The organism is Trichormus sp. NMC-1, assembly GCF_001858025.1.
Classification (GTDB): domain Bacteria; phylum Cyanobacteriota; class Cyanobacteriia; order Cyanobacteriales; family Nostocaceae; genus Anabaena.
Window position 1 is genome coordinate 218,934 of record NZ_LZQD01000005.1, and the last position, 23,517, is coordinate 242,450.

The following is a 23,517-nucleotide window of genomic DNA, read 5'->3' on the forward strand; positions in this document are numbered from 1 at the left end:
ATCTGAATCCTTTATTTAAAGTGTTGCTGTGGGTAAATTATCAGGATCTATACCCTGCGATTTTAAATAAGCGATTAGCCGTTCTTTCTCTTGACGTTCTTGTTCAGCACGTTGACGTTCTTGTTCAATCTGTTCTACAGACCAAGGTAACAAATTACCTGCTTCATCCCACCATCTTAACCAATATCCTGTTCTACCTTCTTTTACTCCTCTCCAAGTTCCCAAAAATAAGCCCATTGCATCAATCCAATGCAGACCATTTTCATCGGGTTGTTTTAACTCGTAGCGACCATTTTCTAATTGATAATATTCTAATAAGCCGCCATCAGGATCAAAAATTACATAAATGGGAACTTGCAAAATTTGCTCGTAAAAAAACCATTTTCCTGGTGGATAGCTTCGCTTCACAGAATATTCTCCACCGTCGGTGTCTGATAAAAATTCTATGACTATAGCCGGAACTTCCCCTTCTAAATTGGGTGTGTAGCTTTTGCGTTCTGCTAAAATCTCTTTAACTGAAGGAACATACAGCCAATCAGGTGCTTTAGCGATAAATTGACTGTTTAATGTGGCACACAAACCAAAATTCGAGGCTATCAGCATCTGGGGTTGAATGAAACCCGCAATTTCTAAGCTTTCTCGCAAAGCACCAGCCAAAATCGGCTGTCCGGTATTTTCCACGGGTTCATCCTCTAACTGAAAATCATCGGGTAAGGCTTCCCAAGAGATTACCAGTTCAGTGGGGGATTTGATTTCACTGATTTGGTGTACCATAAAGACTGCCTTTTGTTGATTTGTTTTTATTTTATCTGATTCACTGTCATCTCATGTCTAATCTTGTCTGAATATAGCAACAGCCAAGGTGGAGATGACACCAAAATATTTTTTACACTGTCACCTGTCCCCTGTCCCCTGTCACCTGCTATATCTATTAGGATATTACCAATTACCCCATTCTTAGTGCTAGACCGACCTGTAACTGAAATAGTCAAACCTATCAAACGCTTACCTAATCAACGTTGGCAAATTGCGCTGCAAAATCCAGAATTAGCTGAAAAATTAGCAAGTTTAACCAATCTATCTCCTATTATTAGCCAACTATTGATTAATCGGGGGATTGAAACACCAGAAGCAGCACAAGCATTTTTAAATCCTGAATCTCTCAATTTACCTTCTCCGTTGGAGGATTTCCCCGATTTAGCGCTAAGTGTAGAATTGTTGGCAAGTGCGATCGCTAATAAAGAGAAGATCGCTATCTGTGGAGACTACGATGCAGATGGAATGACTAGTACTGCAGTACTGCTCAGAAGCCTTCGCGCTTTGGGTGCAAATGTAGATTATGCTATCCCTAGTCGAATGCATGAAGGTTATGGAATTAACAACCGCATTGTCGAAGAATTCCACAGTGAAGGGGTAGGATTAATCCTGACTGTAGATAATGGTATATCTGCTTTTGAACCAATCGCTAGAGCCAGAGAACTCGGTCTGAAGGTAATTATCACCGATCATCACGACATTCCGCCCAAATTACCACCAGCTAACGCAATTCTTAACCCCAAACTTATAGCAGAATCTTCACCTTATCGGGGTGTTGCTGGTGTGGGTGTGGCTTATATCTTAGCGGTATGTTTAGCGCAGCAATTAGGGGAACTGAAAGGTTTAGTTCAGCCGATGTTAGCTTTGTTTACATTGGGAACTATTGCAGATTTAGCTCCTTTGACTGGTGTAAATCGGCGTTGGGTGAAACGTGGTTTAAAGCTTTTACCTAAATCTACTCTACCAGGAGTGCAAGCTTTAATTCAAGTGGCTGGAGTGCAAGCAAGTGAAGGGGAAAGTAATCTCAAATCCCAAATCCCAAATCCCAAATCTTTAAAACCGGAAGATATTGGTTTTCGTTTGGGGCCGCGCATTAATGCGATTGGCAGAATTGGAAACCCGCAAACGGTGATAGAATTGCTGACTACTGATGATATGGGATTAGCACTCTCAAGAGCAATGCAGTGTGAACAAATCAACATCCAACGTCAGCAAATGTGTGAGGAAATTGAACAGGAAGCGATCGCACTGGTTGAAGATTTATATGTAAACTCTTTACAAAAAGACCGAGTATTAGTCGTTGTTAAAGATAATTGGCATCATGGTGTCATTGGGATTGTTGCTTCTCGCTTGGTGGAACGTTACGGAGTTCCTGTCTTCATCGGTACTTATGAAAATGATAGCTTAATTCGCGGTTCAGCGCGGGGAATTCCAGAATTTAACGTTTTTGCAGCTTTAGAATATTGTCGAGACTTGCTGGGCAAATTTGGGGGACATAAAGCCGCAGGAGGATTTTCTCTCCCAGCAGATAATTTGCTTTCAGTGCGATCGCGTTTATCTGAATTTGCGAATCAGTGTTTAGAACCCCAACACCTCAAACCGCTGCTGAAAATTGATGCTCAAGCAAATCTCAATCACATCAATCAGGAGTTATATCAACAGCTAAATATCTTTCATCCTTGCGGTATCGAAAATCCTGATCCTGTTTTCTGGACAGCTAACGCACAAATCATTGAGCAGAAAATCGTTGGTAAAGGTCACATCAAACTGACTGTAGCGCAAACTATCGACAATCAACAGTATAAAATTAAAGCGATCGCTTGGCGTTGGGGTGATTACTTTCCCTTACCTGCGCGAGTAGATGTCGCTTACAAACTCCGAGAAAATAACTTTAATGGCAATACTACCATTGAAATGGAGTTAGCAGGTGTGAGACTCCCCAGTCAGTTTTCAATATTTTTTAACCCACCAACTACAAAGCTACGCGCTAACTTTGAGTACAAACAGCGTAAATACACTTGTGGCGTTTATCAAAACGGTATTGGTTCAGAGTTAAGAGTTAAAAATTCTGAGGGTAAAGTTTTAGTCATGCAGCCAGGAGATAATATGGGTTTACTGGGTATAAATCGGCAAGATGCCCAAAAGGTTAATTTATCTTTACCTCAGTATGATGGTATTGTCCAAGCTGCGGTTCAGGCTTTGTCGGTGCTGAATGAGTAAGAAACTCAACCTTTCTATAGCGATCCTATTTGAGTTGAGAACTGATTGGTGGGGGCAGGGAATAGGGAATAGGGAATAGGGAAAAGAAAGCGTTCATAAATCATAGGATTGCTATAGATAAACTACATTTTCAGCCTTCCTGAATCGAAGTAGGTATAGGCTCGATACCTACTTTATAACTTTTGTTAGATGAATAACTAGCTTTTTATTGCTAATTTTGAACGGTACTAGTGGCAGCTAAATTGGTGATAAAACCAATATGATTTTACTGAATCATCGCTAATTCAGATTATTAGCTAACCAGTAAAGCTCTGCTCAGTCAAAAGTTATTCACATTGAATTGATGGAGTATAATGATGGCAAATTTATTTACTAAAGCACTCAACAATATTAAGTTTATATATCAAAACTTTGAATTTAAGCGTTTTTTGGCTACTGCCTTAGTTGTTTTTTTAGTTCTAGCAACAAGCTTAGATTCTACTATTGAATCTGGACGTAGCAGCAACTCTGTAACCAGACGACTGGACAAAGTTGTACATCAGGATGATGCTGACAGACCCAAAACTACAGGAGAATGGAACAAAGAAGCTCGTCAAACAGAAAATGCTCCTGGTAAAAGAACTCAAAGAATTGCTAAAGAATCTGGTGAAGCTCTAAAACAATGGAGTTCTGTGTACCCAGATACAGCTAAGAGAAGTGCTAACGAACTCCAAAACAGTAATAAATAATTGATTAAACTCAGCAAGGTTTTCACCAACCTTGCTGGTTTTCAAAACAGAATGTGAAAGTTTCTCTCAACCATAATAGATATAGCAGGAGTCAGAGACGTTTCGGAGAAACGTCTGTACAGGAGTCAGGAGTAAAACCCTCTTGTAGTGGGAGTTTCATTATCAATTGATGTCCTAACCACCCTGTCCACGGCTATAAAAATTATTTTTATTCAGTTAGAGAATGTTTAAAAAAAGTCTTTCAATATTCATTGTTTATAAGATTAAATATTGTCAAGTTACAACAGATAATAAGAGTCTTTGTCACAGAATCCCTTAATTTAAAACTGCTATGTCAGGTTACACACATAGCAGTTTTTTGGTTTAAGTGTTCTTTTGCCACTGTAGAAGATAACATATTAGATAATTAAAGAACCCAAGAGGATGCGACAATGGATAATTTTTTGTTTTTAACCCGTGTATTCCCGTCAGTTGATATTTTTGTAGGATTGAAACCAGCTTTAAAAAGAAATACAAAAGGCAAAACAATTTTTAGTTTTTTTGATGTTCATGACAATTTAATAGGTAATCGGGTATTAAAAGAAGCAAGAGGTCTAAAAAGACTCGCAGTTCCTTCAATAACTCATAAAATACATATTGAATCATTCAATGAAGATTACTATATTCCTGATGTCAAATTAATGATTGAGGACTGCATTAAAGATAAAATTGCCTACGTTAAGAGAGATTACGGGTTAACGCCCGAAGAATATTATCAAGAAATACTAGCAACTCGTGCAAAAGCAGGTTTAACTAAAGAAGCAGCTTTAAGAATTGATGAGTTTGATATTCCAGTCGGTGAGAAATTTGAAGTTAAGGGTGAGTAGATAAAAAAAGTCTCTAGAACTAAATCTAGCGGCTTTTTTACTGGCTATCAAAAATTCCATCACTCAAACTCTCCCTCTGGAGCGTGAGACAAATTCATAATGGGTAATTGGTAATTAATAATTGGAAAAAGACTATTACCCATTACATCAAATCCGGATAATTACTTATTATTAAAATCTCTCCGCGTCGTCCCTAATGATAAGTGTATCTCTAAGAGGATGTTTGTAAAGTCAAAATATATACTTAAAACCTCTCTCCAAACCTCTCTCCTACAAGGAGAGAGGCTTTAAAACCCCCATTCCAGTAACAAAAGTTTTTCCTTTTCCCTCTCCTTGTAGGAGAGGGTTAGGGAGAGGTAGGGAAGGGGGGCTGGGGGGGTAGGATTAAAAGAAGCAAGAGGTCTAAAAAGACTCGCAGTTCCTTCAATAACTCATAAAATACATATTGAATCATTCAATGAAGATTACCATATTCCTGATGTCAAATTAATGATTGAGGACTGCATTAAAGATAAAATTGCCTACGTTAAGAGAGATTACGGGTTAACGCCCGAAGAATATTATCAAGAAATACTAGCAACTCGTGCAAAAGCAGGTTTAACTAAAGAAGCAGCTTTAAGAATTGATGAGTTTGATATTCCAGTCGGTGAGAAATTTGAAGTTAAGGGTGAGTAGATAAAAAAAGTCTCTAGAACTAAATCTAGCGGCTTTTTTACTGGCTATCAAAAATTCCATCACTCAAACTCTCCCTCTGGAGCGTGAGACAAATTCATAATGGGTAATTGGTAATTAATAATTGGAAAAAGACTATTACCCATTACATCAAATCCGGATAATTACTTATTATTAAAATCTCTCCGCGTCGTCCCTAATGATAAGTGTATCTCTAAGAGGATGTTTGTAAAGTCAAAATATATACTTAAAACCTCTCTCCAAACCTCTCTCCTACAAGGAGAGAGGCTTTAAAACCCCCATTCCAGTAACAAAAGTTTTTCCTTTTCCCTCTCCTTGTAGGAGAGGGTTAGGGAGAGGTAGGGAAGGGGGGCTGGGGGGTTAGGTTCTGAGGCTTTTGGTGTTTCATACAATACTTTTAAAACATCCTCTAAGGAGACGCTGAAGCGAACAACCGGACTTGATATTACCTCTTACCCATTGACAAATTTACAGATTCCCGTTGCGAAAAGCCAGCAGGAAGATTACCACTGGTCCAGCAATGATGATTAGACCTACACAGGTCAACTGAAAAACAACTTCCCAATTAATGTTTGCTAAAGCTTCCATTTTTTTCTTTTCCTCCGAATTGTCTTAAAAAATTCAATAATTCAACTGCAAATCCCGCAATAGATCATATCCGGGAAGCAGACACCTGATTTAATTTACTTAACAAAATTATAAGAAACGCAATAAAAACGTAAAATAGCGGGAAGTTACAAAGTAGGGTAAATTATGGCAACTTGGCAATGTATCAAGCAATGTGGAGCCTGCTGTCATCTTGATCCAGCAGAGCGTCCAGATTTGGAAGAGTATCTTTCACCAGAAGAATTGGGGCTTTACCTGAGTATGGTAGGAGACGGAGGATGGTGCGTTAATTTTGACCAAACAACGCGAGAATGCACCATTTACGAGCATCGTCCCCGTTTCTGTCGGGTGGAAGTTGAAACCTTTCAGGATATGTTTGGGATTGAACCAGAGGAACTCAACGATTTCGCCATCGACTGTTGTCGTCAACAAATTGAGGCCGTTTATGGCGATCGCAGTTTGGAAATTATCCGGTTTGATCAAGCTGTTGGTTTTTAATCAAGTATTTTCTGGATAAGAGTTGCAATTTATTACAAAAATCTGAGAAAATGAGAAGAATATGAAAACAACTTAGGGACAAGACAACGCCTGTGAAACTTGACTCCGTATCTGTAAGCCAGTTAGAACTAAAAGACACCAACGGTTATGTAATTGAGCCTGTCTTTAAGGAAGGTTCCAAAAAGCAGGAATCAACCTTAGTGGTGTTTGGAACAACTTTTATCACCATATTTTTGGCCGAAATTGGCGATAAAACGCAACTATCTACCTTGTTAATGAGTGCAGAATCTCATCAGCCTTGGGTAGTATTCATTGGTTCTGGGGCTGCATTGATTACCACCAGCTTGTTAGGTGTGCTTTTAGGTGGCTGGATAGCCAGTAAACTTAGTCCAAAAACTGTAGAAAAATCAGCAGGGGTAATGTTGCTGCTGATTTCTGTAATGCTTTTTTGGGATGTGTTTATTGGTTAGTAGATATTATTTATACAGAGAATCAATATGAACTGGCATCTTTTAGGGTTGAGCTTTATTACAGTCTTTCTATCAGAATTAGGTGATAAAAGTCAGTTAGCTGCGATCGCTCTTTCTGGTCGTGGTCAATCTCGGCGGGGTGTATTTTTCGGCACTGCTGGAGCGCTACTATTAACCAGCTTGTTAGGAGCATTAGCCGGGGGAGCAGTTGCAGAATTATTTCCTACACGTATACTCAAAGCGATCGCTGCTGTGGGTTTTGCTATTCTCGCTATTCGCTTACTTTTACCCAACAGTGAAGCAGAATCAGATTAATTCAGTATTTTCAGTAGGGTGGGCAATGCCCACCTCTTAATCTCAAATATGGCATTTCCACATCACCAGTCCGTTAAACTTCACGCCAGCACCAATTTAAAAGCATAGCACCTGCAACCAATTTCAAGCCTTCCAGCAAGAAATAACCGCCGTGTAGTAAACTCATTGTGGCCGGAACTACAGCCGCATCTGTAAAGAGGTTTAAATTACTGCCCACAGCGCACATCTGGGGAGTTAAGAAATAAGTATCCAGCAAAGCGACTGTTAAAAGTAAAGCAGATAAAACTATACTGCCCAAACGCCAATCAGATTTAGTTTTGCCAATAGCCAATACACTAGTCAAAACTACAGCAGCGGATAACAATTCTAGGCGATTAAAATTCCAAAAAACCACATAGCCTGTGGTTGTAAAACTAGCTTCATTCATCATTCCCGCCAGATACAGACTAGGCATAATTACCCAATCTAAAACTAAGCTGGCACTGAGCCAAAAGCCCAGAGTCAAGATAGTAGTTGTTTGCCAAGTTGACCGCTTAAATTCAAAGTTAGAAATAGCATTCATAAAAAATAATTGCTGTGTTTTATTCTTTCTAGTTTCTAACTAATAAGATTGTTTTGACAAGAAAGATCAACTATCCTTTACAAACGAAAAACTTTATATACAATCTTTCTACATTTTCTGTAGCTATTTTAAATATTATTAAGTTTAATTACCACATCATCAAAAATCAATCTATCTTAGTTAATTTTTATTAAAAAAAACAACCGCCTAAAACTTCCGCATATGATGACTAACGGGGTCAAAACCTTGAGAAAACTGCGTGCTGTCATCATAAAAAGCACCTGTCAAATTTGCTCCATATAACTTCGTATAGTAAAGCTTTGCGCCGCGAAGATTTGCCTCACAGAGATTAACGCCACACAAATTAGCTCTCGTCAAATTCGCCTTCGCTAAATTCGCGCTACTCAAATCTGCTCCCCAGAGTTTAGCTCTAGCTAAATTAGCTTCACTTAAATCTGCTCCCCATAAATTGATTCCTGGTAAATAGGCATCAATCAACTTGACTTTACTTAATTGAGCAGATGGAAAATATCTCTCTCCTGCGGCATAGCGCTGTTTAATCTTCTCAGCATCCATATGTATTTTACCCCCTTGAGCCACAAAACAGTGATTTCGATTTCTGATTGAGCCAAAGAAACAGCTAAACGATCTCTCTACGATAATCCGTAGCTATATTCTATAACTGTTGACCGTTAACAGTTAAGAGTTCCTGCCCTTAATACCGTTTCACTTTCAGGTTGATACAAATGGATAGACGGGGTGACGCGGGGACGGAGAGATTCATTTGTAGCTTTAATTGAGTGAATTGATATAACTAGATAATTTATTTTGCACGACTATTTCAATTTGTACTTTCCTCTACTAGGAAACGCTATCAGAGGATGTTTTAACAGTATTTTATCAAACCAATAAACCCCAAAACCCTTCCCTCTCAAATCTAAACTGCCTGTATTTACTTATTTAAATTGTGCTATTAAAAACAGGCAAATTGATACCAAAAAGATGTCTAAAACTTATTGATACACGAAAAAGCGCCTGAGTCCTTTTTCCTTACTCAAGCGCTCCCCGTATAACTTTATACCAACCCACTATTTTGATGTAACATTTTAAATCCGCAACACTGCTATTAGGGGAAGCACTGTGAGGATAACCTGTAACAAACATGAGGTGAAGTGGTATCACTCCTTGCATTAGATCAGGATATCTCTTTTCAAACCAAATAGCTAGTGTAGAGAGTGACACTTTATCAACTGACACTAGTTAAAAACGACTCCACCCTGATAGTAACTAACAAGACAAACCCTAACAGTAAACATTTTGTTGATATAGTATAAAAAATCTAAGTCTTTTTGTAATTTGCTCAAATATCAGAAAATCAAACTATAAAGTCAGGAGATGAAAGTAGTAGCATGATTGGCTCAGGTTCTGCAATCAAGATTTTGTCAGGATTAGCAAAGAATCCTCTTGGATATTATCATCTAGCCAATGTCAACAGATAGCTATCGCTCCTTCACAAAAGTTGATTGTATCTTTTTTGCCCACCAGCTATGAAAATTTTCAAAAATTTTTGTTCCAAGATGCTTGTGCCTATTTGGTAAACATAGTGATTGGGTTGGAGGTGAGAGTTACTACAATTGACAACTAAAAAAGGGCTACACGTTGCCTGTTGGCACTAATTAAGGACTATACGCTTAGGTCAAATCTTTGATACTCAAGCCTTCTCTAACTAAAGGTAGTTGCCAAATTCTAACTTTACCAATCAAGAAGCAAACGTTACTTACCCAAGCTGCAATTGACGCACTTACAAGCAGGTGATGCAGAAAAAATTGGTATGCTAATAAAACAAGCGCAGTCAGAATTGGATAAACATCTAATTCCTAGCTGTTCTGAAAAATTAACTGCTCCCATACTACATACACTGCTGAATTATTCACCAATTCAAACGTATATTTTCGGTGATAAGTCAGCATAATCAAACTAAACAAAACTGTTTAAAATAGAGGATTTATGCAAATAACTAAAGTAAGAAAAGCTGTAATTCCGGCTGCTGGGTTTGGCACACGTTTATTTCCAGCAACCAAAGTAGTGAAAAAAGAACTTTTCCCAATTATTGATCAAGATGGCAGAGCTAAACCTGTTATTTTAGCAATTGTAGAAGAAGCAATCACCGCTGGAATTACAGAAGTAGGAATAGTAGTACAACCAGAGGATCAAGAAGTATTTATTGATTTATTTAACAATCCTCCAAAACCAGAACTTTTCGCCAAGCTATCACCGGATAATCAAGAATATAGCCACTATTTACAAGAATTAGGCAGCAAAGTCACAATATTAACTCAATCCGAACAATTAGGCTATGGACACGCTGTATTTTGTGCAAAAGATTGGGTACAAAATGAGCCATTTTTGCTGATGTTAGGCGATCATGTTTATAAATCAAATACCGAAAAATCCTGTGCTAGGCAAATTTTGGATATGTATGAACAAGTCAATCACAGTGTTATTGGCTTAACTACAATGTCAGCCCAAATTATTCATAAAGCGGGGTGTGTTGCCGGAGTTTGGCAAGAATTCAATTCGCTGCTTTCTCTAACGAAAATTTACGAAAAACCAACTGTTGACTATGCACGTCAAAATTTGCTTGTAGAAGGAATCGCAGCAGATGAGTTTTTATGTATATTTGGCTTATATTTACTCACTCCGCAGATTTTTGATTGTTTAGCAGCACATATTGAACAAAACTTTCGAGAACGAGGTGAGTTTCAGTTAACATCCTGTTTAGAAGAACTGCGTCAACTGGAGAAAATGACAGGATATATTGTTAAAGGTAAGTGTTTTGATACGGGAATGCCTGATGCTTATCTTCAGACGATGATTGATTTTAGAAATAAAGATATAGGAATCATAAATGATATCTAACAATTTTTAAGTCTTGTAGGGTGGGCAATGCCCACCTCACGTTTATTTCCAAAATCAAATAAATATTATTACTATATATAGCAATTCCCATTCAAGTGAGGTACAAGCAGTAATAATTAAACGCAGATAAACGCAGATGAACGCAGATATTTTTGTACTTCATTAGACTAGGAAATGCTATAAATACAACTAGGTTTTTAGCAGGTCATAATTATGAAAAGAATCGAAGTTGAAGAAAGAGCTATTTTCATTGGGTTAGCAGGTAGTCATGGTTATGGTTTAAATCGTCCTGATTCAGACTATGATTATCGTGGCGTTTTTATTGCTCCCAAGCGTTACTATTTGGGATTTGATAGCATAGAACAAAAAGATACTGGGTGGGATGAACCGGGAATATTTCCGTTTATTGATGGTAATCAAGACACGGTTATTTATGAATTAAGAAAAGTCCTACATTTATTAGCCGGTGCAAATCCTAATGTTTTAGAATTGTTGTGGTTGAATAATTATCCTTTTTTAACGAATATTGGACAGCATTTAATTAATCACAGACAGCTATTTTTGAGTAAAAAAGTTAAGCATACTTACTCTGGTTATGCTTTTGCTCAAATTAAAAAAATGGAAACTCATCGCAAATGGTTGTTAAATCCACCAGCTAAAAAACCAATTCCATCTGATTATGGGATAGAAGATGAAGCACCTTTAAGTAAAGATGAGTTAAATGCTTTTTTGGAATATCTGTATATCTTAATTAGAGGTAAAATTGAATTTTTAGAAGAATCAGAGCAGTTATACAAATTGCTGACAGCAGATATTGACTTTAAAGGTGTCTTGAAACAATATACTTTAGCAGACGAGGCTTTAGCATATACTCAAAATCTAACTCATGGACGCAAAGACTTTATTCGACTGTTGCAAAAAAGCCAAAGCTATCAAATCGCTTTAAGAGAATGGAAGGCTTATTTATCTTGGCAAGAAAATAGAAATCCTGCTAGAGCAGCAATGGAGAAAAAGTCAGGTTATGACTTGAAACATGGTATGCACTGTATTAGATTACTGCGGAGTGGTTTGGAAATATTGCAGCGAGGAGAATTAATTGTTGATAGAAGAGTAGCGGGAGATATTAATGATTTGAAAGCTATTCTTATGGGTGAGTATACTTATGAAAAGTTGATGAAAATGGCAGAAGATTTAGTGGCTGAGATGGATGTTTTTTATGACCAATCTACTTTACCTCACCGACCTGATTTAGAACAAATTAATGATTTGTGTATGGAATTAGTAGAAATGCAAGGTTGGAAATAATCTAGAGAAGATGTGACGGTGGCATCATCTAAAGAGTCAGTTGTCAGTTTTTTTCTACTGACTACTGACTAAGACCAAATTTAATTACCTATTACCTAACCCCAGCTTTCATGCCTGAGCCGTTTTTCTGTGTTGAATCTTCTGGTAGTTCCACACCGAAAACGCGACAAAAGACTTTTTCAACTTTATAACCAGTATCAATGGATTCCAAGGGATCTTTCCGCAGACGGTGACGCAGACATAATGTAATTACCCGACGAATATCGTCAACTGTAACTTCTGTCCGTCCTTCAAAGGAGGTTAAGGCTTTAGCAGCACGGTTAGTAACGATGTCACCCCGCAAACCGTCTACATCTAATTCTGAACAAACTTCCGAAATTTTCACCCGCAAGTCATAGTCAAGGTTAACTTGTGGTAATAATTCCTGAGCATTGACAATTTGCTGTTGTAATGCTTCTTGGGGCGTTTTGTGTTTTTCTAAATATACAGGAGGATTTTGGTCAAATTCGCCCCGTTCTTCCACAATTTGCACCCGTAAAGCTGGTTCTTTGACGGTGTGAATTTCCGCGTGCATTCCGAAACGGTCGAGTAATTGAGGACGCAATTCTCCTTCTTCTGGGTTTCCCGAACCAACGAGAACAAACCGCGCTGGGTGACGAATAGAAATTCCTTCCCGTTCGACGGTGTTCCAACCACTAGCAGCGGAATCGAGGAGTACGTCTACCAAGTGGTCATCTAACAAGTTGACTTCATCAACGTAGAGAATACCTCTGTTAGCTTTGGCCAGAAGTCCTGGTTCAAAGGCTTTCACACCTTCAGATAAAGCTTTTTCGATGTCGATAGTACCGCAAACCCGGTCTTCTGTTGCACCTAATGGTAGGTCTACCATGATGACTTTTTTGTGAGCGATGGGAATTTCTCCCCCTTCTGCTAGTATTTGACGGACTTCATCACTCATCAAGTCCGGGTCGTTGGGGTCACTGTTGAAGGGGTCATTGGCAACTACGGGGATTTCTGGCAGCAGGTCTGCCAAAGCACGGATGGTTGTAGATTTGCCGGTGCCGCGATCGCCCATAATCATTACACCACCAATTTTGGGATCAATCACGTTTAACAACAGTGCCAGTTTCATTTCTTCCTGGCCGACAATTGCTGTAAATGGAAAGACCGCGCGACGCGCACTTGCTGTAGTTTGAGCAGTTGAAGTCACTAAATTACCTTAACAATACTTTTGTTATTACAATTCTTTATTTTGCCATATCTAGAGATGGTAGGTCAGTTATCAGTTCAACGCTGACTCATATAAGTTTTTCAAATCTGATTTTCACAAAAAAAGTATACGACTATGTTTATTGAGAATATGCTAGGTTCATTCTCAAGATTATTGAGAATCTTGGCAATAGTTAAACGATTTTACTAGGTTCTTGACCTCTTGACTTTTTATGCTATTATTTAGGTGTATGATCCTAGGGACGGTTATTATCTAAAAAATTGTCTGAATCAGGATAACCAGGATTTCAGGATTTACAGGATATAAAAAATTACAAGATTTGATATTAGCAAAAATTCTGAAGATGCCCTTGAAGCAAAGTATAAGACACAAGTGATTACCTCCGGCACTAGCCATAACCAATCGTTTGTGTGAAAGAGGTTACTTCAGTTAAGAGTTGTTTAGAAGTAGCAATACTTTATTATACAGTTGGTAGTATGCCGTATAGTTACGCAATCTCAGCTAGGGGGAAACCGCAAATCGCTATCAGAATGCCTTCATCTCTACTTTAAGAACTCAACAACTATGTTGAGCTAACTGGCACGTCGAAAACTCATGTGGTAGTCAGTGCATTAACGAACTGCTTGCAGCAGCGCTTCGCTATCGCTGACCGTAGGTATCACTCAGTAAATTTGCTGTAGTAAAAATAGTTTTAATCAAAAATCAATTATGACAACAGTAATATTTATTCATGGAATCTCCGTCAGAGAACCTGTCCTTTCACAAACATTTACACAAATTAAAGGGAAACTTCTGGAAGGACTACCAAACTTAACAGTAGTTTCTTGTGCATGGGGGGATTCTCTAGGAGCTAGATTAAATGCCGATGGTGCTTCTATTCCTCTCTATGATTCTACTCAAAATGATAATCAAGCAACTCAACCTGATGAAAATATTATCCGTTGGACGCAATTATATCAAGATCCTTTGTATGAATTGCGGTTGTTATCATTGAAAACACCAGAAAAACAGGGTTTTACTCCGCGTCAAGAAAAGCCAAGCGAAAAACTAGATAATAAAGTACAAAATTTTCAACCTTCAGATAATTTACAAGCTGAATTACAAAAATGTGGAATTGCAGATATTTTTGCAGATGCTTGTAAAAATGTTGTTAAATCACTAGCATATAAAGATGGACTAAAAACTATTTCAGATAATACTTTAACAGAATATCGGGATGCGATCGCTAGAGCCATTATTGCTACATCAATTACTATTTGCGAAGAGAACAAAATAGTTGCACCGATTTTGACAGATTCGACCTTAAGAGATGATGTGATTAAATCTCTTAGTTATGAAATTATAGATTCAGAGCGTGGTATTGGAGATTGGTTACAAGAGCAAATTTTAAAATTTGCTCAATCACCACTAGCAACATATTATCTCAAACGCAACAGAGGATTTATTTCAGATGCAACCTATCCAATAGTCGGTGATGTATTACTTTATCAAGGGCGTGGTCAAAAAATTAGAGATTTGATTTATAAATATATTGAAAAAGCTGAACCTCCAGTGGTTTTACTTGCTCATAGTTTGGGAGGAATTGCTTGTGTTGATTTATTAGTTGAACAACTATTGAACGAAGAAAAAGTAATAAAAAAAGTTAAACTATTAATAACCGTTGGTTCACAAGCTCCTTATTTTTATGAAGTTAATGCTCTGCAAAGTTTAGAATTTAATAGTGATAGGGATAAACGATTACCTCAAAGTTTTCCTGAATGGCTAAATATTTATGATCTACAAGATTTCCTAAGTTATATTGGAAGTAATATTTTTCCCGGTGTACAAGATATCCAAGTAGATAATAAACAACCTTTTCCCCAATCTCATAGTGCTTATTGGAATAATAAGGCTACATGGAAATATATTTTACCAAGAATTCAAGGATTATAAAAGTAAGATGAGTAATCCTAATCCTCAAAACACTTATGCAGTAGTTATTGGTATAGAAAAATATGATCCTGGTTCAAGTTGGGACTTACCTGGAGCGGCTGCAAATGCTTTAGATTTTGCAAAGTGCTTGCTTGATAGAGATGTTCCTCTTGATAATATTATGCTTTATATTTCTGAGTTAGCTGAACCAGATAAACTAAAAAATAATCAGAACTTCAAATCTCTATGGGATAAAAAACAAAAAGCTACCCGTGACAATATTTATAAAGCAATTAATGAAAAAATTCCTGAAAAGAAAGAACAAGGTGATTTATTGTATATATATTGGGGTGGACATGGTATTAGCAATGGTTATCAAGATCGTCGGTTATTCTATGACGATGGAAAACAAAATCTCAATTTACAATCTTTATTACAATCTTTAAAGTCAGATACTTTTGGAACTTTTAATCAACAAATATTGATCATTGATGCCTGTGCTGATTATCATGATCAAGTATCATTATTCCCCAAAGAGGAATATCCTTACACAAGTCCTTTAATAAAAGAACGTCAACAGGTTATTTTATTTGCAACAAAAGAAGGATATAGAGCTAAAAATCTTGATGCTGAGAAAACAGGATTATTTTCTAAGGTGTTGCTAGAAGAATTACAAAAAAAAGACAAGCTGCTTCTTCCTAAAGAAATGCGAGAAATTCAAGACAATGTAGTAAATACATTTGAAAATCAATATAATGATGAGCCAAAGCCGATTTCTTTATACTTGATAGATGAAGATGGTAATGAAATAGGATTAAATCAATCTGCAATAAACTCTAATTTTTTAGAACAACAATATAAGGAATTATCGAAAATAATATATGATATTGAGTGGAATATTATAAAATCTATTTGTTATGAAATATTATTACAGTTTTCTAATGATCCTCAAGGAAGTTATAGCGAATTATCACAAACAGATAATTTTCCTTATTTAAAAGATATTTTTTTGAACATACAACATAAGGATAGTTATCAAGTTGATATAAAATTAATGCTGGGATTTGCTTATCATCTTTATCAATATCAATCTACAGAACAAGCAATATTAGATAAAAAATCAGATTTAGAAACTTGGATTAACAAAACAAAAGAAAGTTTTAGCATAACCGAAGATACTTTTAATAACCTCATCAAAATTATACCTAAAAATCAGAATACATCTAATGATAATGATATTTATAAAAAAGGAGATCCTTATTTACTGATTATCTGCGAGCCTGTTATGATAAATAGACGTACACTTAATAAGCAATTTAAGTTAAAAGCAGAATTAATTTTTCAGAAAAATGATCATTCAAAATCACCAACAAAACACCCTCATGTTTTTGAAACAATTAATAGTGACGAAAATGATATTTGTAAAAATTATTGTTCTTTAATTGATCAATCTTACAAAATTATGAATGATAATAAAAATTACAACAGATTAACAATTGAATTATTTTTACCTAAGAATTATTTGGTCAATTTTGCTCCTGAAATTGAGGATAACAATAACTCAGAGTGGTTTGGTTATAGATATAAATTAGTTCTTCGTTCTTACGAACGTTTTAATGATAATCAATTATATAATATTTTTAAAAAAAATTGTAATACATTAGATGAATTACAACAACAAGAAGAAGTTAATAGAAAAATATACTATTTTAATCAAGCTGATCTAAACCAAACACAAGCATATAATTGGAGAGACTTTAGGAGAAATGTGGAAAAACAGGGCATAATTGGTATCAATATGAATGTTCCTTTACTTAATGAACAGTATACCTGTTATATTCAGGAATTCTTAGCAAGTGTTTTAACCTGTGGTCTTCCTTTTGCATTTTGGTTAAGAGAAGATTCATTAGAAAATTTAAAAATTAGAGAGGAGGAAAAAATAGCACACCCTGAAAATTTTTTAGAAAATATTTTAAACATTGATAGTTTAAAAAATCCAGATATATTATTTGAATCAATTAGAACAATTCGAGAAAATGCCTATGTTGTAGACAAACAAAAAGAATATTTAGGATATCATCTTGGTTTCCTATTTGACCATCCCCATCGGGTACATTCTCAATTTCATTGTTTAGTAGGTGGTGATGTTTTAATAGGTTGGGATTCTTAACTAATATTTAATCAACTAATTAACCAATATACACAAGGAGGACAATTATGAAGGAATGGTATTTATTTCATGGTAAAGGTGAATGTAAACAAGAATTAACAGAAGAGGAAATTACAAAATTGCGACAAAAAATAAAAGATATTAAATCTCCTCCTTGGCGACAGTTTGGTAAAGAGGAAGATTTTGTCACGAATCATAATGTAGAAACATCTTCAGAAATACAAACTCCTGAAACTGTAGATAAAACCCGCTTTAATAGATTAATTGAATTAGCGAAAAAGAAAGAAAGAGAAATCAAAAAAGGGCAAAACTTTAGACTTTCTGAATCTAACCAAGCAATTGAAGTGAGAGATGCTGTGAATGCAGCAATTTATTTAAGACGACCTTTATTAGTAACAGGAAATCCCGGTTCAGGAAAAACATCTTTAGCTTATGCGATCGCTTATGAATTAAACTTAGGTCCTGTATTATCTTGGTCAATTACAGCCAGATCCACCTTGCAAGAAGGATTATATCGCTATGATGCGATCGCTCGTCTCCAAGATGCCAATAACAAAGAAAGTGAAGAACAACCCATTGGACAATATATAAAATTAGGACCATTAGGAACAGCTTTTTTACCATCCTATCTACCTAGAGTATTATTAATTGACGAAATTGATAAAAGTGACATTAACCTACCGAACGATTTATTAAATTTACTCGAAGAGGGACAATTTGAAATTCCTGAATTAGTTAGACGTTCTAAAGATAAAAATAAGGATAACATATTTGAAGTACAAACTCAAGATGAAGATATTGATGTCAATATTAAAAGTGGGCGAGTAAAATGTTATGCTTTTCCTATTATTATCATGACCAGTAATGGAGAAAGAGATTTTCCTCAAGCCTTTAAACGGCGATGTTTACGAGTGAGAATGCCAGATCCTGAATCAGATGAATTAGAAATAATCGTTAAAGCTCATTTTGGCGAAGAATTATTTAATCAAAAAACTCAAGAAATTAATCAATTAATTAAACACTTCGTTCCCAAAGTAGGGGAAGCAATGGATAAAGCCACAGATCAATTATTAAATGCAATTTACGTCATTACCCATGAAGATAGTCCTCAAGATGAACAGAAAAAACAAGCAATTCGAGATTTACTAATGAAACCACTTAGTGAAATTGAGTGATTATTTTACATAAAGAGAACGGTAGAAACAAATTTATTAGTCCGTTTTAACGGACTTGAGCTATTAGACAGGGAATTTATTCCCTGGCGTTCCTGGCGGTTGTGGAAACTAACAGATAAACCATTTTTAGCTGAAGCCGTTTAGAGTATATATCAAATTAAAAGAACATCAAAATGAAAAAATGGCTGAATCAATCTTAGAGAACGACAAATTTAAACAATTAATATCCCGTTTGAATGCTCAATATGACATGACGGGAGAAGATATTGCAGATGTTATTTGGTTGGGTTTAAAACAACAAGAATATTCAGCGAAAACACCAAAAGAAGAACTTTATGATGGAAGCATTGCTGATTTCGGGTATTATTTTTATTTATTAGCGATCGCTACATTACATGACCAATACTTCAGATTATTAGCTTTTTATTTTTATTTGTATTTTTATATCTTGATTCAGCAAAAAGGATTAATTGTTAACAAACCTAAACCTCTAAAACCAGATAAACGAGAAGTTCCAATATCTCCCTCATCTTCTACAAATAATTTTGATGATAAAATTAAAGGAAAAACCTTACCCATTAGACATACAGATCCCCGTTCATTAAGAGAACCATTAGAATTTGTTAAAGCATTACGTCCTTTAATGCGTCGGGTAGATTCAGGAAGACAAACAATACTCGATGAAATAGAAACAGTTAAACTTATAGCTGAACAAAGTACGGGTGAACAAAGGATCTGTATTCCTGTCCTCAAAAGTGAACCTGAACCTTGGTTAGATTTAGCCTTAGTTATAGATGATAATTCATCAATGATAATTTGGCGGAAGCTGATTGAAGAATTAAAAGAAATATTAGAACATTACGGAATTTTTCGAGAGGTTCGGACTTGGGGATTAACTAAAGATAAAGACAAGATTATTATTAAGGCTAAAGTTGGTAAACAACAGACGAAAAATGTTCAAATTAAGAACCTTCAAGAATTAATTGATCCCACCGGACGTTGTTTAATCTTAATTGTTAGTGATTGTGTCGCCCCAATGTGGTTTGATGGAACTATTCTTTCTGCTTTACAGCATTGGACAAAACATCAACCCCTAGCAATTTTACAAATGTTACCTAACACTCTCTGGTTAAGAAGTGGATTAAGAGTAGGTGCTGCGGTCAGATTAGTGAATCGAAATGGAGGTTCAATATCAGACGTTGCTAATAGTAATTTACGCATTCATGAACTTCTAATCTGGAAAGATTTTGATTTAGAAAATAGGTCAAAAATTCCTGTTTTAACACTAGAACCAGAAGTTGCTAGTAATTGGGCGGCGTTTTTAGTTGGAAACTATAATAAAATCAATGGTGGTTTTATTTTCCCTCACGATTCAGATTTTACTACACCACCTCAATTACCTCAAACTCAAATTAGTAACTTAAATGCAGAAGAAAGAATTGAACGTTTCCGGCGGATTTCATCCCCTTTAGGACGGAAATTAGCAGGATTATTAATGGCTGCACCTTTAATTAGCTTACCTGTAATTCGCTTAGTGCAAGAAATTTTATTACGTGAATCTAGACCCGTGCATACGGCTGAAGTTTTGTTAGGAGGAATACTTAAACCTTTAACTGATATTACCACAGATATTAATCCTGATGGAGTAATATTTGATGAAGTAGTACCAGGAATTAGGAATATTTTATTAGAAGACGCGCCATTTAGTGATTCTCGATTTATTTTTGATACCATATCAGATTATATAGAAAAACAAATAGGCAAGTCTTTAAAAGAATGTGTTGCTTTATTAAAACAACCATCATTAGAGGACGATGGAGAAAAAGGAAATTTAGAAAAAGCTTATGCTGCCATTTCTTTAAAAGTTCTCAAAGAATTTGGTGGAGAATATGCTGAATTTGCAGAACGAGTTAAACGAGAGGGAAATCCACCAGAGAGTGAAAAACAATTCTTTGAACATTTTGCTGGAGAATATATTTGTGAATTTAAATCACCTAGCTCAACTGGTAAGTGGGATGAAACAGTAGAAGAAATTGCTACTGAGAATGACGCATTACAAAATTCATTTCCTATATATTTATTAATTTCTCCACAAGGTAAAGTCCAATTTCGTTCACAGTTGGTTTTCTCAGTAATTCAAAATTTAAAACTAGAAGAACAAACCCTATCTTGGAGTTTTGTTGATAATCAAACAGAAGCTAGTATCACTTTTAAAATAAATAGTGAAGATAGTTATTTTTGGGAAGAACATCAAACAGGTAAGTTATTTGAAGGATGGTTACAAGATCGCAATAAAGGCAGAATAGATTTTAGAGGTAGATTTGAAGCTGTTTATCCTCCTCCATTACAGGAATTTACATTTAAAGTTAAAACCATCATTCTTATAGATGATTCCATCAATCCACAAACTTTTAATTTTGAAGTTGCAGTTATAACAGCTAATCAATCTAGTCAATCTAATATTAATAATACTCTAGAAAATATTGAGGAAGCAGTATCTCACCAAACAGAAGAAGATTTAACTGATCTTGAGCAGTCTAACCTAACTATTGACCGTTATTCAGCACAAGCTACAGGTTTTATTCAAGACTTAGCTAACGATGCTCAACTAGAAATGATGTTAATTCCCGGTGGCACTTTTATCATGGGTTCTCCTCCAGAAGAATTGGAACACCAAGAAGATGAAATCCCCCAACATTCTGTCACAGTCCAACCCTTCTTTATGGGTAAATATCAAGTCACCCAAGCACAATGGCGATTTGTGGCACAGTTACCCCAAGTAAACCGTGAACTCAAACCAGATCCATCTAGATTTAAAGGTGCAAATCGTCCTGTAGAGCGAGTTTCTTGGGAAGATGCGGTTGAGTTCTGCTCACGCCTTTCTCAATATACAGGTAGAACCTACCGTTTACCTAGTGAAGCAGAATGGGAATATGCCTGTCGAGCGGGAACTACCACGCCATTTCACTTTGGAGAGACGATTACAACAGATTTGGCTAACTATGATGGTAACTATACTTATGGTCAAGGATCTAAAGGAGTTTACAGAGAAGAAACAACAGAAGTAGGGAGTTTTGGAGTAGCTAATAACTTTGGATTATACGATATGCACGGCAATGTATGGGAGTGGTGTCAAGACCATTGGCATAGTAACTATGAAGGTGCGCCTACAGATGAAAGCGCATGGTTAAGTGATGAAGAGGGTAATGACGAAAAGCTGCTGCGCGGTGGTTCGTGGAGCAACTATCCTGGTATTTGCCGTTCTGCTTTTCGCAACAACTACAACCTCGATTACTACAACAATGTCGGTTTTCGGGTTGTCTGTAGTGGTGCGGCGAGGACTTAGTAGCACTATGCGCTTTTGTCCTCTTGCTCTTTTCTTGTCTTATCTCCCTCGCGTAGCGAGAAATTTTTTTGAAAAGATGATAAAAACTCTAACTTCTTGGTTTATTTTGTCAATAAATCATCAATTAATATCAGAAATTGGGGATTTCATGGGTAGAAAATAATTTTTGATTTATATTTTTTGTCAGCTATACTATAAACAGTACGACTAAGAAAAATTAATTTACTAAAAACAGTTATTGCTTAGTCAAAACTTGGCGTGGGTTAAATCAAATAACTTAATGTTGAACCTTGATAATTTTAAAAAATTAATTAGCAGTTAAATGGAAGAATTACCGATTATCCAAAAAACTTATGATTTAATTAAATGGTATGTTCCCATTCTTAACCGTCTTCCCAAAGACCATAAATTCATATTAGGAGACAGGATGATAAAAGAATTATATGAATTACTCGAAGGTTTAATCATTGTTCGTTATGCCAAACAAAAATTGATGCAATTAGAACCTCTAAATAGTCAATTAGATATTATCCGCTATCAAACTAGACTATTACTAGATTTTCAGCTAATTCCTATTCATAGATATGAATATGCTGGCAAAGCAATCAACGAGATTGGCATGGAATTAGGCGGCTGGATTAAACAACAAAATCAACGACCAGTGATTAAAAATTAGTAACCTGTCTGAATCAGGATGAACAGGATTAAGATAGAGATTTAATTACCAATTACCAATTACCAATTATACTCAAAACGGTTAGAAATTTTACTTTTTCCTAATGAAAAAAATAACTTATAAGCCTCTCTCCGCAACGGGGAGAGGTTTGGAGAGGGGTCTATTTTTCACGAGTTTGCTAGTATAACAATTACCAAAAATCCTATGAAACGCTATGGTAATCTTTATCCTCAAATAGTTGAATTTGAAAATATATTAGCATCAGCCAAAAAAGCCCAAAAAGGTAAAAGATTTCGATACAATGTTTTAGAATTTAATTATAACTTAGAAAGTGAATTAAGTAAATTACAACAAGAGCTAATCAATAAAACTTATCAACCAGGTGAATATAGAACATTTTACATAAAAGAACCAAAAACGAGAATGATTTCCGCCGCACCATATCGAGATAGAGTAGTGCATCATGCCTTATGTAATATTATTGTTCCCTTAATTGAACCAACATTTATCAATGATTCCTATGCAAATAGGGTAGGATTTGGAAGTCATCGGGCTTTACGTCGTTTTACTAAATTTGCGCGGTCTAATCGCTATATTCTTCAGTGCGACATCCAAAAGTATTTTCCTAGTATTGACCATGAAATTCTCAAAACATTGCTACATAATAAATTAAAATGCCCGGATACACTTTGGTTAATAGATAGTTTAATTGATAATAGCAATGAACAATTCGCAGTAGTTGAATATTTTCCGGGAGACCAATTACTAACGCCACTAGAAAGACAACGGGGTTTGCCAATTGGGAATCTTACCAGCCAATTTTTTGCTAATGTCTATCTTAACTATTTAGATCATTTTATTAAAGACAAGTTAAAGGCGTGGAAATATCTGCGTTATGTTGATGATTTTGTCTTATTTTCAGATGATAGAGAGTTTTTGGCAGATGCTAATTAGACATCTCCGGTAAATATTGTAGAGCCGAGAATCCCTACCCATGGAACGTCTCTACA

Annotated in this window: 19 protein-coding genes and 1 pseudogene; 15 read left to right on the top strand and 5 right to left on the bottom strand. The window is 35.9% G+C overall.

All coding sequences use genetic code 11. The annotated features are described in order from the left end of the window. Positions 1-15: 15 nt before the first annotated feature. Complete coding sequence (locus A9Y75_RS17280; RefSeq protein ID WP_071190774.1) at positions 16-774, bottom strand: Uma2 family endonuclease; 759 nt, start codon at positions 772-774, stop codon at positions 16-18. A gap of 186 nt (positions 775-960) precedes the next feature. Between A9Y75_RS17280 and recJ the strand changes: the two genes are divergently transcribed. From recJ to A9Y75_RS29745, 4 genes are all read left to right on the top strand, one after another. Further along, a complete protein-coding gene (recJ, locus tag A9Y75_RS17285) occupies positions 961-3,036 on the top strand; it encodes a single-stranded-DNA-specific exonuclease RecJ (protein ID WP_071190951.1) in 2,076 nt (691 codons plus the stop codon). Positions 3,037-3,392: 356 nt separating this feature from the next. Beyond that, positions 3,393-3,764 (top strand): hypothetical protein, encoded by a 372-nt coding sequence (locus tag A9Y75_RS17290; RefSeq protein ID WP_071190775.1) that lies wholly within the window; start codon positions 3,393-3,395, stop codon positions 3,762-3,764. 431 nt (positions 3,765-4,195) lie between these two features. Next, a complete protein-coding gene (locus A9Y75_RS17295) occupies positions 4,196-4,630 on the top strand; it encodes a hypothetical protein (RefSeq protein ID WP_071190776.1) in 435 nt (144 codons plus the stop codon). A 489-nt stretch (positions 4,631-5,119) separates the two neighbouring features. Next, positions 5,120-5,305 (top strand): hypothetical protein, encoded by a 186-nt coding sequence (locus A9Y75_RS29745; RefSeq protein WP_236721443.1) that lies wholly within the window; start codon positions 5,120-5,122, stop codon positions 5,303-5,305. A gap of 486 nt (positions 5,306-5,791) precedes the next feature. Here A9Y75_RS29745 and A9Y75_RS17305 read toward each other — a convergent pair whose 3' ends face one another. Next, the gene (locus tag A9Y75_RS17305) at positions 5,792-5,911 is read right to left on the bottom strand and encodes a photosystem II reaction center protein Ycf12 (RefSeq protein WP_071190777.1); all 120 of its coding nucleotides are present in this window, start codon (positions 5,909-5,911) and stop codon (positions 5,792-5,794) included. Between the two features lie 165 nt (positions 5,912-6,076). On the opposite strand from A9Y75_RS17305, the gene A9Y75_RS17310 reads away from it, so the two are divergent. The 3 genes from A9Y75_RS17310 (at position 6,077) to A9Y75_RS17320 (ending at position 7,212) form a co-directional block, all read left to right on the top strand. Continuing rightward, a complete protein-coding gene (locus tag A9Y75_RS17310; RefSeq protein ID WP_071190778.1) occupies positions 6,077-6,427 on the top strand; it encodes a YkgJ family cysteine cluster protein in 351 nt (116 codons plus the stop codon). Between the two features lie 92 nt (positions 6,428-6,519). Continuing rightward, complete coding sequence (locus A9Y75_RS17315) at positions 6,520-6,897, top strand: TMEM165/GDT1 family protein (RefSeq protein WP_071190779.1); 378 nt, start codon at positions 6,520-6,522, stop codon at positions 6,895-6,897. Between the two features lie 27 nt (positions 6,898-6,924). Beyond that, positions 6,925-7,212, top strand: coding sequence for a TMEM165/GDT1 family protein (locus A9Y75_RS17320; protein ID WP_071190780.1), 288 nt, complete (start codon positions 6,925-6,927; stop codon positions 7,210-7,212). A gap of 73 nt (positions 7,213-7,285) precedes the next feature. On the opposite strand, the gene A9Y75_RS17325 is transcribed toward A9Y75_RS17320, so the two are convergent. After that, positions 7,286-7,774, bottom strand: coding sequence for a hypothetical protein (locus tag A9Y75_RS17325; RefSeq protein ID WP_071190781.1), 489 nt, complete (start codon positions 7,772-7,774; stop codon positions 7,286-7,288). Between the two features lie 207 nt (positions 7,775-7,981). Further along, the gene (locus A9Y75_RS17330) at positions 7,982-8,350 is read right to left on the bottom strand and encodes a pentapeptide repeat-containing protein (RefSeq protein WP_071190782.1); all 369 of its coding nucleotides are present in this window, start codon (positions 8,348-8,350) and stop codon (positions 7,982-7,984) included. 1,431 nt (positions 8,351-9,781) lie between these two features. Here A9Y75_RS17330 and A9Y75_RS17340 point away from each other — a divergent pair. Together A9Y75_RS17340 and A9Y75_RS17345 are read left to right on the top strand one after the other, a co-directional pair. Continuing rightward, a complete protein-coding gene (locus A9Y75_RS17340; RefSeq protein WP_071190784.1) occupies positions 9,782-10,693 on the top strand; it encodes a UTP--glucose-1-phosphate uridylyltransferase in 912 nt (303 codons plus the stop codon). A gap of 213 nt (positions 10,694-10,906) precedes the next feature. Further along, positions 10,907-11,998 (top strand): nucleotidyltransferase domain-containing protein, encoded by a 1,092-nt coding sequence (locus tag A9Y75_RS17345; RefSeq protein WP_071190785.1) that lies wholly within the window; start codon positions 10,907-10,909, stop codon positions 11,996-11,998. 91 nt (positions 11,999-12,089) lie between these two features. On the opposite strand, the gene bchI is transcribed toward A9Y75_RS17345, so the two are convergent. Further along, on the bottom strand, positions 12,090-13,208 hold the full coding sequence (gene bchI / locus A9Y75_RS17350; protein ID WP_071190786.1) for a magnesium chelatase ATPase subunit I: 1,119 nt from the start codon (positions 13,206-13,208) through the stop codon (positions 12,090-12,092). A 729-nt stretch (positions 13,209-13,937) separates the two neighbouring features. On the opposite strand from bchI, the gene A9Y75_RS17355 reads away from it, so the two are divergent. From A9Y75_RS17355 to A9Y75_RS17380, 6 genes and pseudogenes are all read left to right on the top strand, one after another. Further along, entirely contained in the window at positions 13,938-15,161 is a 1,224-nt protein-coding gene (locus A9Y75_RS17355; protein WP_071190787.1) for a hypothetical protein, read from the top strand. Between the two features lie 7 nt (positions 15,162-15,168). Continuing rightward, positions 15,169-17,310, top strand: coding sequence for a caspase family protein (locus A9Y75_RS17360; protein ID WP_071190788.1), 2,142 nt, complete (start codon positions 15,169-15,171; stop codon positions 17,308-17,310). A 47-nt stretch (positions 17,311-17,357) separates the two neighbouring features. After that, the gene (locus A9Y75_RS17365) at positions 17,358-18,485 is read left to right on the top strand and encodes a MoxR family ATPase (RefSeq protein ID WP_071190789.1); all 1,128 of its coding nucleotides are present in this window, start codon (positions 17,358-17,360) and stop codon (positions 18,483-18,485) included. A gap of 181 nt (positions 18,486-18,666) precedes the next feature. Next, positions 18,667-21,831 (top strand): SAV_2336 N-terminal domain-related protein, encoded by a 3,165-nt coding sequence (locus tag A9Y75_RS30210; protein WP_343232444.1) that lies wholly within the window; start codon positions 18,667-18,669, stop codon positions 21,829-21,831. Between the two features lie 322 nt (positions 21,832-22,153). Then, entirely contained in the window at positions 22,154-22,507 is a 354-nt protein-coding gene (avd, locus tag A9Y75_RS17375; RefSeq protein ID WP_071190790.1) for a diversity-generating retroelement protein Avd, read from the top strand. A 204-nt stretch (positions 22,508-22,711) separates the two neighbouring features. Then, positions 22,712-23,455: pseudogene (locus A9Y75_RS17380) on the top strand (reverse transcriptase domain-containing protein); the annotation flags it as partial. Positions 23,456-23,517 lie beyond the last annotated feature (62 nt).